Source organism: Streptomyces sp. NPDC058326, from assembly GCF_042879855.1.
Taxonomy (GTDB): Bacteria; Actinomycetota; Actinomycetes; order Streptomycetales; family Streptomycetaceae; genus Streptomyces.
The window spans coordinates 73,345-88,752 of record NZ_JBHVZO010000015.1 but is presented as its reverse complement, the minus strand read 5'-3'; the positions used below and the strand labels follow the sequence as shown (position 1 = coordinate 88,752).

At 73.6% G+C, this 15,408-nt stretch carries 13 protein-coding genes; 4 read left to right on the top strand and 9 right to left on the bottom strand.

The window, feature by feature from the left end:
* Nucleotides 1-6: 6 nt before the first annotated feature.
* The 3 genes from ACFVYX_RS25410 to panB all read right to left on the bottom strand — a co-directional run bounded on the left by ACFVYX_RS25410 (nucleotide 7) and on the right by panB (nucleotide 2,822).
* A complete protein-coding gene (locus ACFVYX_RS25410; RefSeq protein ID WP_389683780.1) occupies nucleotides 7-861 on the bottom strand; it encodes an ABC transporter permease in 855 nt (284 codons plus the stop codon).
* A complete protein-coding gene (locus tag ACFVYX_RS25405) occupies nucleotides 858-1,850 on the bottom strand; it encodes an ATP-binding cassette domain-containing protein (protein ID WP_389683779.1) in 993 nt (330 codons plus the stop codon). The genes ACFVYX_RS25410 and ACFVYX_RS25405 overlap by 4 nt, the downstream gene beginning before the upstream one ends.
* A 108-nt stretch (nucleotides 1,851-1,958) precedes the next feature.
* Complete coding sequence (gene panB, locus ACFVYX_RS25400) at nucleotides 1,959-2,822, bottom strand: 3-methyl-2-oxobutanoate hydroxymethyltransferase (protein ID WP_389683778.1); 864 nt, start codon at nucleotides 2,820-2,822, stop codon at nucleotides 1,959-1,961.
* Between the two features lie 486 nt (nucleotides 2,823-3,308).
* Here panB and ACFVYX_RS25395 point away from each other — a divergent pair, with 486 nt between their 5' ends.
* Nucleotides 3,309-4,331, top strand: a complete 1,023-nt coding sequence (locus ACFVYX_RS25395; protein WP_389683777.1) for an endonuclease/exonuclease/phosphatase family protein — start codon at nucleotides 3,309-3,311, stop codon at nucleotides 4,329-4,331.
* Between the two features lie 28 nt (nucleotides 4,332-4,359).
* On the opposite strand, the gene ACFVYX_RS25390 is transcribed toward ACFVYX_RS25395, so the two are convergent.
* Nucleotides 4,360-5,544 (bottom strand): alkene reductase, encoded by a 1,185-nt coding sequence (locus tag ACFVYX_RS25390; protein ID WP_389683776.1) that lies wholly within the window; start codon nucleotides 5,542-5,544, stop codon nucleotides 4,360-4,362.
* A gap of 131 nt (nucleotides 5,545-5,675) precedes the next feature.
* Between ACFVYX_RS25390 and ACFVYX_RS25385 the strand changes: the two genes are divergently transcribed.
* Nucleotides 5,676-9,050, top strand: a complete 3,375-nt coding sequence (locus ACFVYX_RS25385) for a BTAD domain-containing putative transcriptional regulator (RefSeq protein WP_389683774.1) — start codon at nucleotides 5,676-5,678, stop codon at nucleotides 9,048-9,050.
* 146 nt (nucleotides 9,051-9,196) lie between these two features.
* Here the strand turns inward: ACFVYX_RS25385 and ACFVYX_RS25380 are convergent, their stop codons facing one another.
* A complete protein-coding gene (locus ACFVYX_RS25380) occupies nucleotides 9,197-10,960 on the bottom strand; it encodes an NAD+ synthase (RefSeq protein ID WP_389683773.1) in 1,764 nt (587 codons plus the stop codon).
* 221 nt (nucleotides 10,961-11,181) lie between these two features.
* Here ACFVYX_RS25380 and ACFVYX_RS25375 point away from each other — a divergent pair, with 221 nt between their 5' ends.
* Nucleotides 11,182-12,000 carry a DUF998 domain-containing protein gene (locus ACFVYX_RS25375; RefSeq protein ID WP_389683772.1) on the top strand — a complete coding sequence of 273 codons (819 nt, stop codon included), beginning with the start codon at nucleotides 11,182-11,184 and terminating at the stop codon, nucleotides 11,998-12,000.
* Nucleotides 11,997-12,806, top strand: coding sequence for an alpha/beta fold hydrolase (locus tag ACFVYX_RS25370; RefSeq protein WP_389683771.1), 810 nt, complete (start codon nucleotides 11,997-11,999; stop codon nucleotides 12,804-12,806). The genes ACFVYX_RS25375 and ACFVYX_RS25370 overlap by 4 nt, the downstream gene beginning before the upstream one ends.
* On the opposite strand, the gene ACFVYX_RS25365 is transcribed toward ACFVYX_RS25370, so the two are convergent.
* From ACFVYX_RS25365 to ACFVYX_RS25350, 4 genes are all read right to left on the bottom strand, one after another.
* Nucleotides 12,791-13,210 carry a CBS domain-containing protein gene (locus ACFVYX_RS25365; RefSeq protein WP_389683770.1) on the bottom strand — a complete coding sequence of 140 codons (420 nt, stop codon included), beginning with the start codon at nucleotides 13,208-13,210 and terminating at the stop codon, nucleotides 12,791-12,793. The two genes, ACFVYX_RS25370 and ACFVYX_RS25365, sit on opposite strands and share 16 nt — an antisense overlap.
* 120 nt (nucleotides 13,211-13,330) lie before the next feature.
* Nucleotides 13,331-13,981 carry a DUF305 domain-containing protein gene (locus ACFVYX_RS25360; RefSeq protein WP_389683902.1) on the bottom strand — a complete coding sequence of 217 codons (651 nt, stop codon included), beginning with the start codon at nucleotides 13,979-13,981 and terminating at the stop codon, nucleotides 13,331-13,333.
* A gap of 17 nt (nucleotides 13,982-13,998) precedes the next feature.
* Nucleotides 13,999-14,646 (bottom strand): DUF3105 domain-containing protein, encoded by a 648-nt coding sequence (locus tag ACFVYX_RS25355; protein ID WP_389683769.1) that lies wholly within the window; start codon nucleotides 14,644-14,646, stop codon nucleotides 13,999-14,001.
* Between the two features lie 73 nt (nucleotides 14,647-14,719).
* A complete protein-coding gene (locus tag ACFVYX_RS25350) occupies nucleotides 14,720-15,145 on the bottom strand; it encodes a hypothetical protein (RefSeq protein WP_389683768.1) in 426 nt (141 codons plus the stop codon).
* Nucleotides 15,146-15,408: the final 263 nt, after the last annotated feature.

Here is a 15,408-nt window from a genome sequence, read left to right as displayed (position 1 = left end):
CCGGACTCAGGTCTTCTTGCGGAACTTGGCCACCGCGAGCGGCGCCGTGACGATCGTGATGAGGAGCGCCCAGCCGAGGGTCATCCACACGGAGTGGGCGACCGGACCGCCGTTGATCAGGTTGCGGGCGGCGTCGGCGAGGTTCGACAGCGGGTTGTAGTCGGTGAAGGTCTTCAGCCAGTCGGGCATCGACGTCGGCGGGGCGAAGATCGACGAGCCGAACTGCAGCGGCATCAGGACGAGCATGGCCATGCCCTGGACGGCCTGGGCGGTCTTCAGGCTGAGACCCAGCAGGATGAAGATCCACATCAGTGAGGCGCCGAAGACCATCGAAAGACCGATCGCGGCGAACAGGTGGAGCACCGAGGTGTGGATCTCCAGGCCGAGCAGGAAGCCCATGCCGAGCAGGATCGCCGTGGCGATCAGCATCCGGCCGACCTCGACGACGATCTTCGCGATGAGGACGGAGGAGCGGGCGATCGGCATCGTCCGGAACCGGTCCATGACCCCCTTCTTGAAGTCGTCGTTGATGCCCACGCCGACGGCCATGGCGATGTTCATCCCCATCATCGCCATCAGGCCCGGGGTCACGTAGTTGACGTAGACGTCGTTGTTGCCCTTGCCCGAGATGGCGCCGCCGAAGACGTACACGAAGAGCAGGATGAAGATGATCGGCATCATCACGGCGTCGAACATCGACTCCGGGTCCTGCTTGATCTGCAGCGCGTTGCGCCGGGCGAGGGCGCCGATGTGGCGGAGGTTGGCCCGGAGGCCGATCCGTCCCTCGGCGACGGGCGCACGCCGCGCCGGCGCCGGGCCCGGGGTGCCGACGGGGGACTTGGTGACCGTGGTCGTGCTCACGCGGCGACCTCCTCGTTGATCTCGTCGGAAACGGCGGTCTTCTCGCCGGTGATCGCCAGGAACACCTCGTCCAGGCTGGGCAGGTGCGTGCCGATGTGGGCGATGCCGAAGCCCCGGGCGCCGAGCAGCGCCACGACGGCCGTCAGCTGCTGGTCGGTGAGGATCGGCACGTACAGCGCGCCCTCGTCGGGCACGACCGTCGAGCCGGCGACGCCGTCGAGGCCGGTCTCGCGGAGCGCGGCGGCCATCGCCGACAGCTGCCCCGGGTCCACCGGGCGGACCTTCAGGGTCCGGCCGCCGACCTTGGCCTTCAGTTCGTCGACCCCGCCCTTGGCGATGACCTTGCCCCGGTCGATGACGGTCAGCTCGCTCGCGAGCTGCTCCGCCTCCTCCATGTACTGCGTGGTGAGGAGGACGGTGACGCCCTCGGAGACCATCCGCTGGACCTCGTCCCACACCTCGTTGCGGGTGCGGGGGTCGAGGCCGGTCGTCGGCTCGTCCAGGTAGAGGACGGCCGGCCGGCCGATCATCGAGGCGGCGAGGTCGAGGCGGCGCCGCATGCCGCCGGAGTAGTTCATCGCGGGCCGCTTGGCCGCCTCGGTGAGGGAGAAGCGCTCCAGCATCTCGTCGGCCCGGCGTCGGGCGTCGGCGCGGGAGAGGTCGAGCAGCCGCCCGATCATGTACAGGTTCTCCCAGCCGGACAGCTTCTCGTCGACCGACGCGTACTGCCCGGTGAGCCCTATGGTGCGGCGCAGCTGGCGGGGGTGCTTCACCACGTCGTACCCGGCGACGACGGCGGTTCCGGCGTCGGGGACGAGAAGGGTGGAGAGGCAGCGGACGAGGGTGGTCTTCCCGGCGCCGTTGGGGCCGAGCACCCCGAGGACCGTGCCCTCCCGTACGTCGAGGTCGACCCCGTCGAGGGCCTTGGTGGCGCCGAAGTGCTTCACGAGGCCCCGGACCTCGACGGCGTTGGTGTGTGATCGCGTCATGGCCACCACTAGACCAGGTGCCACCGACAATCCCCCGACAGACGACCGACAGCCCGCCGATGGGGGATGTCGGCGGGCTGTCGGCCTCTTCGGTGGAACCGCGGTGGACTAGTGGAAGGTGTGCTCCTCGGCGGGGAACGCTCCGCCGCTGACGTCCTCGGCGAAGGCGCGCGCGGCGTCGCCGAGCGTCTCGCGGAGGTTGGCGTACTGCTTGGTGAAGCGCGGGACCTTGCCGCCGGTCAGTCCGGCCATGTCGGTCCAGACGAGGACCTGGGCGTCGGTGCCGGCGCCCGCCCCGATGCCGATGGTCGGGATGTGCAGGGAGCGGGTGACCTCGGCGGCCAGCTCGGCCGGTACGAGCTCCAGGACGACCGCGAAGGCGCCCGCGTCCTGCGCCGCCTTCGCGTCGCGGAGCAGCTTGTGCGCCGCCTCGTCGGAGCGGCCCTGCACCCGGTAGCCCATGGTGTTCACGGACTGCGGGGTGAGGCCCAGGTGGGACATGACGGGGATGCCGGCCTGGACGAGCAGTTCGGTCTGTGGCAGCGAGCGCTCGCCGCCCTCCAGCTTGATCGCGCCGACGCCCGCGTCCTTGACCAGCCGGGTGGCGTTGCGCAGGGCCTGGACGGGCCCCTCCTGGTACGAGCCGAAGGGCAGGTCGCCGACGACGAGGGCGCGCTTCGTGCCCCGGACGACGGCGGCGGAGAGCAGCGTCATCTCGTCCATCGTGACGGGCACGGTGGTGTCGTAGCCGAGGTGACAGTTGCCCATGGAGTCGCCGACGAGGATCACCGGGATGCCGGCCTCGTCGAAGACGGAGGCGGTCATCGCGTCGTAGGCGGTGAGCATGGGCCACTTCTCGCCGCGGGTCTTGGCGGCGGCGATGTCGTGGACGGTGATGCGGCGCGTGCCCTTGCCGCCGTACAGCGCCTTGCTGCTGTCGGCGGGAGTCTTCGGGGCAGGCTGAAGCGTCATGGTGAAGCTCCTTGTGTCATCTCGAGGCGCCCTGACGGCGTCCCCGGACCACATCCATGGTGGCACTTCGCCGGGCGAGCGGGGAAGTGGGCCGGAGTGGCGCTGTTCACACCGGCGCGGCGCGGGCGGTAACAGGCGAGGCGGCCGGTGCCTGGCGGGGACGGTGGTACGCCCGGCGGCCGGTGCCTGGCCTGGGCGGTGGTACGCCTGGCGGGGGCGGTCGTACGCCCGGCGGCCGGTGCCTGGCCTGGGCGGTCGTACGCCCCTCAGCCGGCCCCGGGCCGGACGGATCCGCGCCGGTGGCCGGAGCCGGCCAAATGTGCGCGTTCTGTCACAGCCCGCCCGACCGCGCCACCTGCAGGAACCCGCCACGCCGCCGGCGTCGTCCCTCCGGACGTACGACGGACCCGTCATCCCCTAGTGTCGATGCCGGGTCACGGAGCAGGACAGCAAGGCAGCAAGGCAGCAAGGCAGTGAGGACGGGCGATGGCGCGGGTGGACATGACGGAGACCGAGCAGGGCGGCGCGGGGCGGGAACACCCCGCCTCCCGCTTCCGGACCGCCCTCGACCGGCTCCGCCGCGACCGGGGGATCTGGCGCCGGGGCATCCTGATCGCCCTCTGCGCGGTGGCCCTCACCCTGCTGATGGTCTTCCGCGCCGACATCCCCAACAGGATCGGCAACCTGGGCAGCCTCACCGAGACCTTCCTGCCCTGGCTCGGCCTCTTCGTGCCGCTCCTGCTCGTCCTCGCCCTGCTGCGCCGCTCCGCCACGGCCCTGATCGCCCTGCTGCTGCCCGCCGTGGTGTGGCTCAATCTGTTCGGCGGGCTCGTCGCCGACAAGTCGGCAGCGGGCGGTGACCTGACCGTCGCCACCCACAACGTGAACGCCGACAACCCGGACCCCGAGGGCACGGCCCGCCAGCTCGCCGCGTCGGGCGCCGACGTCCTGGCCCTGGAGGAGCTGAAGGGCGACGTGGTCCCGGCGTACGAGCGCGGTCTCGCGGAGACGTACCCGTACCACTCCGTCCAGGGCACGGTCGGGCTGTGGAGCAAGCTGCCGCTGCGTGCCGCGCAGCCGGTCGACATCCGGATGGGCTGGACCCGTGCGATGCGGGCGAACGTCGTCACCCCGAAGGGCGAGGTGGCCGTGTACGTCGCCCACCTGCCGTCCGTCCGGGTCAAGCTGAACGCCGGCTTCACCGCCGCCCAGCGCGACGTCAGTGCCAACGCCCTCGGCGAGGCCATCTCCGACGACCCGCACGAGCGGGTCGTTCTCCTCGGCGACCTCAACGGCACCATGAACGACCGCGCGCTCAACGCCGTCACCTCGCAGCTCCGCTCCACCCAGGGCGCGGCCGGCGACGGCTTCGGCTTCAGTTGGCCGGCTTCCTTCCCGATGGCCCGCATCGACCAGATCATGGTCAAGAACGTCGAGCCGATGTCGTCCTGGACCCTCCCGGAGACGAACAGCGACCACCTCCCGATCGCCGCCCGCGTGAAGCTCTGAGGATCCGGGGCACTTCCCGTCCGGCGGTTCAGGCGAGCGTCGGATAGTCCGTGTAGCCCGTCTCGCCGCCCACGTACATCAGGTGGGCGTCCCGGATCGGATTGAGGGGAGCGCCGGTCCGCATCCGGGTGACCAGGTCGGGATTGGCGAGGAAGGAACGGCCCAGGGAGATCAGGTCGGCCCCGGCCGCCAGGAGGCGCTCACCGGCGGCCCGGCCGCCGTCGGCGGGCAGCGGGCCCGGCCATGGCAGGGCCGGGTTCGCGACGATCGTGCCGGGCCAGGCCGCGCGCAGGGTGCGGAAGAGCGAGGAGTCCGGGTCGGCGAAGACCACGTGCAGATACGCGAGGCCGAGGTCGCGCAGTTCGCCCACGAGCGCCGGATAGACCTCGTCGACGTCGTCCTCCCGCATGGCGTTGGCGGTGACGCCCGGGGCGATGCGCACCCCCACCCGCTCGGGGCCGATCGCCTCGGCGACGGCGCGGACGACCTCGACGGTGAAGCGGATGCGGTGGGCGACGGATCCCCCGTAGCCGTCGGTGCGGCGGTTGGTGGCGCCGGACAGGAACTGGTGCAGCAGATAGCCGTTCGCCGAGTGGACCTCGACCCCCGCGAAACCGGCGTCCACCGCCCGGCGCGCCGCGGCGGCGAAGTCCGCGACCGTGGCGTCGATCTGCTCCACCGTCATCTCCTTCGGGACGACGGACTCCTGATGCCCGGACGGGGTGAAGATCGTGTCCGGCAGCGGGACCGGCGAAGGAGCCAGCGGGTGGTGACCGCTGGTCTCCGGGTGCCCGACCCTGCCGCCGTGCTGCAACTGCAGGAACATCTGCCCGCCCGCCTCCCGCACGGCCTCGGTGACCCGTCGCCATCCCGCCGCATGCGTGTCGTCGTAGATCGCCGGGATGTTGGGGTAGGTGGCACCCACCGCGTTGGGCGTCGCCGCCTCCGCGATGATCAGCCCGGCCGAGGCGCGCTGGGCGTAGTACGTGGCCATGATCGGCTCAGGAACGCCCGTCGCACCCGCGCGGTTCCGCGTCATCGGGGCCATGACCAGCCGGTTCCGGAGCCGCAGGGAACCGAGACGGGCCGGCTGGAGGAGCGGGGAGGCGTCAGCCGTGGTCGCGTCGCTCCTGGACTCTTCGGAAGCCACCGTGTCGGACACCACCGTGTCGGAAGCCACCGGGTGGGAAACCACCGAGGTCGTGCTGCTCATGATCGTGCTCCTTCGTCCGTCTCTTCGCCGGGGCGGCGGGCCCCGCTGAACAGACTGTCGCGCGGCACGCTTCGGGTTCGCTGACGGTCCGCTGACGGCCGGATGATCACCGCTGTGTAGGGTCGATTCCCATGAGGTTCGGGGTGCTCGGTCCGGTGGCGGTGTGGGACGCCGACGGCGCACCGGTACGCGTACCCGAGACCAAGGTGCGGGCGCTCCTCGCCGACCTGCTGGCCCACGAGGGCCGCCCGGTGTCGACGGACCGCCTCGTCCACGACATCTGGGGCGACGCCGTCCCCGGCAACCCGGCCAACGCCCTCCAGGCCAAGGTCTCCCAGCTGCGCCGGGTCATCGGCCGCGACCGCGTGCTCCACCAGCCGGCCGGATACCGGCTGCGCCTCGACGGCGACCCGGCCGAGATCGACGCGCTGCGGTTCCGGTCCCTCGCGGCGCGGGCCCGGCTCGCCGCCGGCCCGCGGGCCAGGTCGGCTCTGCTCACCGAGGCCCTGGGGCTCTGGCGAGGACCTGCGTACGCGGACTTCGCCGACGAGGAGTTCGTACGTCCGGCGGCCCAGCGCCTGACCGAGGAGCGGCTCGCCCTCGTCGAGGAACAGGCCGAGGCCCGGCTGGAGCTCGGGGACCCCCTGCTGCTCGGCGAGACGGCCGGGCTCGTGGCCCGCCACCCCCTGCGCGAGCGGCTGCGCGCCGTGCGGATGCGGGCCCTGTACGGCGCCGGACGGCAGAGCGAGGCGGTCGCTACGTACACGGAACTCCGCACCCTGCTCGCCGACGAACTCGGCCTCGACCCGAGCCCCGCACTCGCGGCGCTGTACGAGGCGATACTGCGCCAGGACACCGGGCTGACACCCGCCACGGCGGCGCCCGACGGGCCACGCACCGCGGGGAGTTCACCGCCCGGTGCGGGTGCGGGTGCGGGTGCGGGTGCGGGTGCGACTGCGGGTGCGGGTGCCGGATCCGGCCCGGGTGCGGGTTCCGGCCCCGGCCCGGGTGCCCGTACCGCCGTTGTCGCCGGGGCCGCTGGGGAGGGGGCCCCGGCGACCGCCCCCGACCCGTACGGTCTCGTCTCCCGCCGTCAGGCCCTTCCCGCCCCGCCGACCTCACTGGTCGGACGCGGCCCCGCTCAGGAGGCCGTCGCCCGGCTCGTCCGCACCGAGCGGCTCGTCACGCTGACGGGGCCCGGCGGGGTGGGCAAGACCCGGCTGGCGCTCGCCGTCGCCGAGCGGTTCTCCCGCGAGACGGGCGACGGCCCGCCCCACGACGTATGGCTGGTGGAGCTCGGAGACCTGCGCTCCGACGCCGTCGATCTCGTCCAGGCGGTGTCCGCGGTACTCGGCGTCCGCGACACGGCGTCGCCGGCGTCCGCCGACGCGTCCGCCGTTCTGCACGCCGCCCTGCGGGACCGCCGCGCCCTCCTCGTCCTCGACAACTGCGAGCACGTGATCGAACCGGCCGCGGAGCTGACCGCGTCCCTGCTGCGTGCCGCGCCGGGGCTGCGTGTGCTCGCCACGAGCCGGGAGTCGCTCCGCCTCCCCGGCGAAGTGGTCCACGCGGTCGTGCCCCTGGACCCCGCCGACGCGGCCCGGCTGTTCACCGAGAGGGCCGCCGCGGCGGCACCCGACTTCGCCCCCGGGGCCGAGGACGGCGAGGTGTGGGCCGCCGTCCAGGAGATCTGCGGCCGACTCGACGGCATTCCCCTCGCCCTGGAGCTGGCCGCCACCCGCGTCCGGGCCCTGGGAGTGGGCGAGTTGGCCGCGCGGCTCGACAACCGGTTCCGGGTCCTCGCCTCCGGACAGCGCGGTCTCCCGGCCCGGCAGCAGACCCTCCGCGCGGTGATCGACTGGAGCTGGGACCTGCTCGCCCCCGCCGAGCGAACCGTGCTGCGCCGCCTCGCCGTACCCGTCGGCGGCTGCACCCTGGAGGCGGCGGAGGCGGTGTGCGCCGGCGACGGAGTCCACAGCGACGAAGTGCCCGACCTGGTGGGGCGACTCGTCGACCGCTCTCTTGTCTCCGCGGTGGGAACCGCCGACGGACCGCGCTACCGGCTGCTCGAATCGGTCGCCGCCTACGCGCGCGAACGGCTGCACGAGGCAGGGGAGTCCGGAGCCGTCGCGGACCGTCACGCCACCTACTACCGGCAGTTCGCGGAACGTGCCGAATCCCACCTGCGCGACGCGGGGCAACGGCTCTGGCTCGCCCGCCTCGACACCGAGGCGGCCAACACCCGCGCTGCCCTCGACCACACCCTCAGGACAGCCGCCCCGCGGGACGCCGCGCGCCTGGCCGCCGCCCTGTCCCCCTGGTGGCTGCTGCGGGGCCGCCTCCACGAGGCGCGACGCACCCTCGCCGCGGCCGTGGACGCCGTCCCGGCGGACACATCGGCCGAACTCCGTGTGCTCCACGGCGCCTTCTCCATGATGACGGGCCGCCGCGCACCGGAGGCGGACTGCCCCGAGGCGGACATCGCCGAGCCCGTACGGCGCGGGCGAGCGCTGTGGCTGTTCGCGTACGGCCTCCTCCACGCGGGCGACCCGGCGGCGGCACAGGCCGTCAACGCCCGCGCCCTCGAACGCTTCACCGAGGCCTGCGACCGGTGGGGCACCGCCGCCTCCCGCGCCCTGCGCGCCCATACCGCGCTCGCCGGCGGGGACCTGCCCACCGCGAGGAAGGACGGCCTCGCCGCCGCGGAGGCGTTCCGCGCACTGGGCGACGGATGGGGAGAGCTGCTGACCGTCCCGGTGCTCGCCACCCTCGCCGAGATCGAGGGCGACCACGCCACCGCCACCTCCCGCCAGACCGAAGGACTGCGCCTCGCCGAGGGCCTGGGTCTGGCCGCGGAAGCCTCCGCACGGCTCGCCGGCCTGGGCCGCCTCGCGCTCCTGGCCGGCGACTGGGAGCGGGCCCGCGTCCTCCACGAGCGGGCCCGGCGCGCGGCGGCGGAGCAGGGCCACATGTTCGGCGAGGTCTTCGCACTCATGGGACTCGCCCTCGGCGCGCGCCGCTCCGGTGACCTCGACGCCGCCGAGCGCCATCTGCGGACGATGCGCGACGCGTATCCGTCGTCGGTCGCGGGAAAGCATCTGATCCATGTGGAGCTCGGCTTCGTCGCGGAGCTCCGCGGTCAGGCGGAGCGGGCCTCCGCGTATCAGGCGCGCGGCCTGGAGTTCGCCGAGCGGCTGGCGGAACCCCGCGCCCTCGCGCTCTCCCTCGAAGGCGTCGCCGGCGCCGCCGCGGCCACCGGCGACACCCCCGAGCTCATGCGGGCCGCGCTGCTCCTGGGCGCGGCGGACGCGGCCCGGCGCGGCGTCGGCGCGCCCCTTCCGGAGGCCGAGAGCGCCGACGTGAACCGCGTCTCCGCGGTGGCCAGGTCCGCCCTCGGCGAGACCGCGTACGCCGCCGCCTTCCGCCGGGGCGCGACCCTGCCCCTCGCGACGGCGGTACGCAGGGCGGCCGGCGACCGGCCTGACCGATCCGAACGGCCCGACTGATCCGAGCGGCCCGACCCGAGCCGCCCGCCCAAGCCGCCTGATCCGAGCCGCCCGACCCGAGCCGCCCGCCCAAGCCGCCCGATCCGACCGGCCCCCGGGCGCGCCGACGACGCCGTCGCCCGGCGCCGGGCCGTCGGCGTCCACGGTCAGCCCGGCAGCGGCGTCTCCCGCCAGCGGTTCGTGATCGGCAGCCGCCGGTCCTTGCCGAAGCCCTTCGCCGAGATCTTGGTGCCCGGCGGGTACTGGCGCCGCTTGTACTCCGCCGCGTCCACCATCCGCAGCGTCCGGGTCACCAGCTCCTCGTCGAACCCGGCCGCCACGATCGCCTCCCTGCCCTGGTCCCGGTCCACGTACAGGGCGAGGATCGCGTCCAGGACCTCGTAGTCCGGCAGCGAGTCCGTGTCGACCTGGCCGGGCCGCAGCTCGGCGCTGGGCGGCTTGGTGATCGAGCTCTCCGGGATCGGCGGGACCTGGCCGCGCTCCTCGGCCGCCCGGTTCCGCCAGCGCGCGAGCCGGAACACGGTCGACTTGTACACGTCCTTGATGGGCCCGAACGCGCCGACGGAGTCGCCGTACAGAGTCGAATACCCCACCGCGAGCTCCGACTTGTTCCCCGGGGCAAGGACGATGTGGCCCTCCTGGTTGGAGATCGCCATCAGCGTCGTGCCGCGCAGCCGCGACTGGAGGTTCTCCTCCGCGAGACCCGTGAGGCCGAGCGCGCCCATGTACGCGTCGAACATCGGCTCGATCGACACGGTGCGGAAGTTGAGCCCGGTGCGGCGGGCCAGTTCGGCCGCGTCGCCGCGCGAGTGGTCGGAGGAGTACTTCGAGGGCATCGACACCCCGTACACGTTCTCCGCGCCGAGCGCGTCGCAGGCGATGGCCGCGACGAGCGCCGAGTCGATGCCGCCGGAGAGGCCGACGAGCACCGAGCGGAAACCGTTCTTCGCGACATACGCCCGCACCCCGATCACCAGGGCGGAGTACACCTCCTCGTCGTCGTCGAGCCGGTGCGCGTACCCTCCGGCCAGCTCCGGCTCGTACGCGGGCAGCGGCTTCTCGGAGAGCACCACCCGGTCGATCCGCAGCCCGTCGTCCACCAGGCCCTCGGGAGCGTCCTCCTCGGCCGCCGGCAGGTCCAGGTCCAGGATCACGCTGCCCTCGACGAACTGCGGGGCCCGTGCGATGACTTCGCCGGCCGCGTCCACGACGATCGAGTCGCCGTCGAAGACCAGATCGTCCTGACCCCCGGTCATCGCCAGATACGCGGTGACACAGCCGGCCTCCCGGGCCCGCGTGCTCACCAGCTCCAGCCGGGTGTCGTCCTTGTCCCGCTCGTACGGCGAGGCGTTGACGGAGAGGAGCAGTCCGGCCGCCGCGCTGCGCGCCGCCGGCACCCGGCCGCCGTCCTGCCACAGGTCCTCGCAGATCGCCAGGGCCACGTCGACGCCGTGGACCCGGACGACCGGCAGGGTGTCGCCCTGGACGAAGTAGCGGTACTCGTCGAAGACGCCGTAGTTCGGCAGGTGGTGCTTGGCGAAGCGCAGCACGACCTCGCCGCGGTGCAGCACCGCGGCGGCGTTCTCCGGGGAGCCGGCGGGCCTGCCGAGCCGGGGCTCGGCCCGCTCGGAGCGGTCCAGGTAGCCGACGACGACCGGCAGCTCCCCGAAGCCCTCGTCGGCGAGCCGGCGGGCCAGGGCGCGCAGGGCCGTCCGCGACGCCTCGACGAAGGAGGAGCGCAGCGCGAGGTCCTCGACGGGGTATCCGGTCAGCGCCATCTCGGGGAACGCGACGAGATGCGCGCCCTGTCCGGCGGCGTGCCGGGTCCAGTGCACGATCGCCTCGGCGTTCCCGGCGATGTCTCCGACGGTCGAGTCGATCTGATTCAGGGCGAGGCGTAGTTGAGGCACGCGCCCCAGTCTAATCGTCAGACCGACGTTATGTCCTGGGATCCGGCACCCGAGTCCCGGTCCGCCGACGTGCGGGCCCGCCCCGGCCCGCCGACCATGGCCCCATGACGCCCCCGCGACGTCCCCTGACGGCCCGACAGCGCCGACACGCACCGGAGACCCCGGCCGCACCCACCCCGACCACCGGGAACCCTCCGGCACGACGTAACGTCTGACCCACCATGCCCGGAACGGTGACGCGAGCCTCGGCCGCCCTGCTGGCCCTCGGTGCGCTCGTGTACACCGCCTGGGCCCTCGAAGTGCTCCTCACGACCGGGCTCGATCCGGTCCGGACGTACGTCTCCGAGCTCGCGGCGGCGGACCAGCCGTTCGGCGGCCTGTTCCGGGCGACGGACCTGGCGGCCGGACTCCTCGTCCTGGCGGGCGCGGTGACGGGCCTCGCGGGGCTACGACGGCACGCACCCGTGCCGGCCACGCGCGGGCCCCGGCCTCGGGAGTCCCGACTACGGGAGTTCCGTGGCCGGGAGCTTCGCCCCCGGGAGACCCGGCCCCAGGAGTCCCGGCCCCGCCCGCCCCGCCCCCGGGAGCCCCGGCCCCGTGAGCCCTGGTCAGTCGTCGGCTGGGTCGCGCTCGCCGTCTTCGGGGCCGCCACCGCCGTCGACTCGCGCCTCCCGCTCAGCTGCGCCCCGACCGCCGACCCCGCCTGCGCGGCCCGCGAGGCCGCAGGGCTCGTGCCCGCCACCCATACGGCCCACGCCGTCAGCTCCGGCCTCGCCATGACCGCCGCCGTCGCCGCCCTCGTCGCCCTGACCGTCGCCGCCCGCCGCCACCGCCGCTGGCGGCCCCTCGCCCGTACCGGACCGGTCCTCGTCGCCCTGGAACTCGCCGCCACCCTCTGGACGCTGGCGGCCGTCGCCTCCTTCGAGGCCGGGAAGGGCCTCTGGGCGCTCGGCGCCGGCCAGCGGCTCCAGGTGTTCCTGGTGGCGGTGTGGCTCGCCGTCCTCGCGTACTCCCTCGTCACCGCCGAGGAGGAACGATGAGCTCCTTCGTACGTCTCGGGGGAGTCGCCCACCACGTCGCCGTCGACGGCTCGGGACCCGTCTGCGTCCTGAGTGCCGGGCTCGGCCTGAGCTGGTTCGACTGGGACCAGGTCGTCCCGCTCCTCGCCCCGCACCGGACCGTCGTCCGCTTCGACCGCCCCGGGCACGGCCTCTCCGCGCCCGCCGCCGCCCCGCCCACCGCGGCCGGCGAGGCCCACCGGATCGCCGGCCTCCTCGACGCCCTCGGGCTCACCGGGCCCGTCACCGTCGTCGGACACTCCCTCGCCGGGTTCCACGCGGAGGCCTTCGCCCGGCTCCACCCCGCCAGGACCGCCGCCCTCGTGCTCGTCGACTCCTCGGTGGAGGAACGCCCCCGCCCCGGCAGCCCGACCGCCGCCGCCCGCCTCCTCGGCACCGTCCTCTGCGCCGCCGGGGTGCCCGCCGCGCTCGGCCCCGCGGTCCGCCGCGCGGCCGTGCGCCACGACCCGGCGCCCCCCGCACTCGTCCGCCGCGTCTACCGCACGTCACGCGTCCTGCGCGGCACCCTGCTGGAGAACGCCCGCTACGGAGCCGTCGCCGCCGAACTCCTCGCCCTGCGCGACCGGCACCCCTTGCCGCCCGGCCTCCCCGCCACCGTCCTCGCCGCGCCCGACGGCTCCGCCCGCTGGGAGCGGCGCCAACGCGCGCTGGCCCGGCGGCTCGGCGCCCACTACGAGGCGGCCGTGCCGTCGGGCCATCTGGTCATGCTGGACCGCCCGGACGCGGTGGCCCGTGCGGTGCTGCTCCCGGGTCAGGAAGCGGCGTAGACGCTCGTACAGAACGCCTTGATCTGCTCGTCCGACAGGTGCTGCGCCAGGTCGGCCTCGCTGATCATGCCGACGAGCCGCTTGTCCTCGATGACGGGGAGGCGCTTGATCTGATGGCTCTGCATCTCCTCGAGGACCGCGGCCACGTCCGCGTCCGCCTCGACCCAGCGCGGGGTGCCCTTCGCCATCTCGCCACACGTGACCTTCGCCGGGTCGTGCCCCATGGCCACACAGCCGACGACGATGTCGCGGTCCGTGAGGATGCCGCAGAGCCGCTCGTTCTCGTCGGCGATGGGCAGCGCGCCCACGTTGAGGTTGCGCATCAGCTGCGCGGCGCGGTCGAGCGTCTCGTGAGCCGGGATCCACTGGGCCCCGGGGTGCATGATGTCCTTCGCCGTGGTCATGAGGTGCGTACCTTTCGTCGAAACGCGGTCACCGTGATGTCCCCGAGCAGCCCCATTCTCGGCGCACGGCACGGCCCCCGCGACCGCAGCGGTCACGGGGGCCGGACCCCCTGGGCCTTTTCAGGCGCCGGCGCCTCGCTTCCTCAGCATGTCCGCCATCAGCAGGATCTCGGACTCCTGCGCGTCGACCATGCCCTGGGCGAGCTTGCGCTCGATGTCCACCGAGCACTTCTGGACACAGCCCTCGGCCATGTGGACCCCGCCCCTGTGGTGCTCGGTCATGAGCTTCAGGTACTGGATCTCGGCCTCACGGCCACTGGCCTTCCGCAACGCGTCCAGCTGCGCGCCGGTCGCCATGCCCGGCATGACCGCGCCGTCGAGCGGCCCGCTGTCACCGGAGCCGCCCATGCCCATCCACGTCATGGGCTCGACGCCGGACTCCAGCTTCGGCAGCCCCCACAGGTCGAGCCAGCCGAGCATCATGCCCCGCTGGTTGGCCTGGGTGTTGGCGATGTCGTACGCCAGGCGGCGGACCTCCTCGTCCTGGGTGCGGTCCCGGACGATGAACGACATCTCGACGGCCTGCTGGTGGTGGACGGCCATGTCGCGGGCGAAGCCGGCGTCCGCGGAGTCGGTGGAGGGCGTCGCCGGCGTCTCCTCCCGGTCGGCGGAGGCGACGGTGACGGCGCCCCCGGCGAAGAGCAGGGCGAGCGCCACGGCGGTGACCGCCGCCCACCGCGTCCGGTCCGGCCGCCGGGCCGGCGGCGTCAGGAGCTCCTCGTCGTCGCTCACTGGTCGAGTCCGCCGGTGCACGCGGCGCCGGGCTCGGGGGTCTGCGGACCCTGGACGTACTTCGTGAAGAAGGCGTCGATCCGGGGGTCCTCGGCGTTGTCCACCGTCACCTGCTTGCCCCAGGCCGACAGCATGATGGCCCCGGCCTGGTCGTCCACGGGGCTCATCAGCGTGTACTTGGTCCTGCCGACCTTCCCCTCCAGCGACTTCACGTCGTCGGCGTCGGCCTTCGTGTTGTAGGTCACCCAGACGGCGCCGTGCTCCAGGGAGTGCACGGCGTTCACCTCGGGGATGGCCTTCTTGTAGACCACGCCGTCGCAGTTCATCCAGACCGGGTTGTGGTCGCCGCCGACCGGCGGCTTCATGTCGTACTTCACGGCCGTCTCGACGTGGTTGCGGCCGAGCTTCTCGGCGTCCCAGGACTTCTCGGCGGAGATGGGCGCCTTCGCGGCGGCTTCCTTCCGGTCCTGCTCGTCGGACTTCTTCATCAGCACGAAGGTGCCGAAGCCGACGAGGCCGAGGACGACGACCCCGGAGACGCCGATGGTGATCAGACGGTTGCGGCGCTCACGGGCCTGCTCGGCGCGGCGCATCTCCTCTATTCGGGCGCGGCGGTCGGCGTTGGCGGAGCGGTTGGCGGCCATGGTGATGTCGTCCTTCTTCAGGGGTGGGGTGGAGTTCGGGGGTGGACGTGCGGGGGCGGGACGCCCGCCGCCGCTACGTCCGGAGAACTTGAAGGACGTGCAGGTCCGGCGCGCGCGGCTGGGCGCAGGCCCGGCGCGCCGGGCCGTCACAGGACGGCGGGTCCAGACGCGGCGGCCCGCCCTCCGCGGGCAGCGGCGGGTCGAGCGGCGGCGCGCTGAGCACCGCGGGGGAGAGGGAGGGGAAGAGGGAGCAGCCCCCGCGGTCGTACGGGCAGACGTACTCGCTCACGGCGTCGCCCGTCACGGCGGTGCCGTGCACGGCGGTCCGGCCCACGGAGGCGCCGGTCGTGGCGGTCCGGCTCACGGAGGCGCCGGTCGTGGCGGCGGCGGCCGTCCGCGCGTCCGGCTGCGCAACGGCCTCGTGATGGCCGTGGGGACCCGCCCCCAGACAGAAGAAGAGCGCGGCGAGGAGCGTCGCCACGGCACTCACCAGTGCCATGGGACGCGCGTGCCGGGACGGGCGTACGAGCCGTGGGGCCCCCATGGGCGCAGATCGTAGTGTGCGCGGGCCCGCCGTGGGCCGAACGGGGTACCACTCGGCCCCGACAAGGACGGACCCGCCGGGCGAACGGACACCCGGATCCGGCCGCTCCCGCGTTACCTGAGTCACACCGGAGCAGGCAGTATGGGTGTGCAACGTGCGCGAAACCATGTGGTGGGATGCTCAGGTGCCCCCCGATGTGCCCGAGGCGGTGGGAGCAG

What these genes read in the sequence shown, in the direction of transcription:
- ACFVYX_RS25390 (WP_389683776.1), bottom strand. Translation starts at nt 5,544, where the DNA reads ATGAGCAGCACGACCTCGGTGGTTTCCCACCCGGTGGCTTCCGACACG.
- ACFVYX_RS25350 (WP_389683768.1), bottom strand. Translation starts at nt 15,145, where the DNA reads ATGGCACTGGTGAGTGCCGTGGCGACGCTCCTCGCCGCGCTCTTCTTC.
- ACFVYX_RS25355 (WP_389683769.1), bottom strand. Translation starts at nt 14,646, where the DNA reads ATGGCCGCCAACCGCTCCGCCAACGCCGACCGCCGCGCCCGAATAGAG.
- ACFVYX_RS25385 (WP_389683774.1), top strand. Translation starts at nt 5,676, where the DNA reads ATGAGGTTCGGGGTGCTCGGTCCGGTGGCGGTGTGGGACGCCGACGGC.
- ACFVYX_RS25365 (WP_389683770.1), bottom strand. Translation starts at nt 13,210, where the DNA reads ATGACCACGGCGAAGGACATCATGCACCCCGGGGCCCAGTGGATCCCG.
- ACFVYX_RS25375 (WP_389683772.1), top strand. Translation starts at nt 11,182, where the DNA reads ATGCCCGGAACGGTGACGCGAGCCTCGGCCGCCCTGCTGGCCCTCGGT.
- ACFVYX_RS25405 (WP_389683779.1), bottom strand. Translation starts at nt 1,850, where the DNA reads ATGACGCGATCACACACCAACGCCGTCGAGGTCCGGGGCCTCGTGAAG.
- panB (WP_389683778.1), bottom strand. Translation starts at nt 2,822, where the DNA reads ATGACGCTTCAGCCTGCCCCGAAGACTCCCGCCGACAGCAGCAAGGCG.
- ACFVYX_RS25370 (WP_389683771.1), top strand. Translation starts at nt 11,997, where the DNA reads ATGAGCTCCTTCGTACGTCTCGGGGGAGTCGCCCACCACGTCGCCGTC.
- ACFVYX_RS25395 (WP_389683777.1), top strand. Translation starts at nt 3,309, where the DNA reads ATGGCGCGGGTGGACATGACGGAGACCGAGCAGGGCGGCGCGGGGCGG.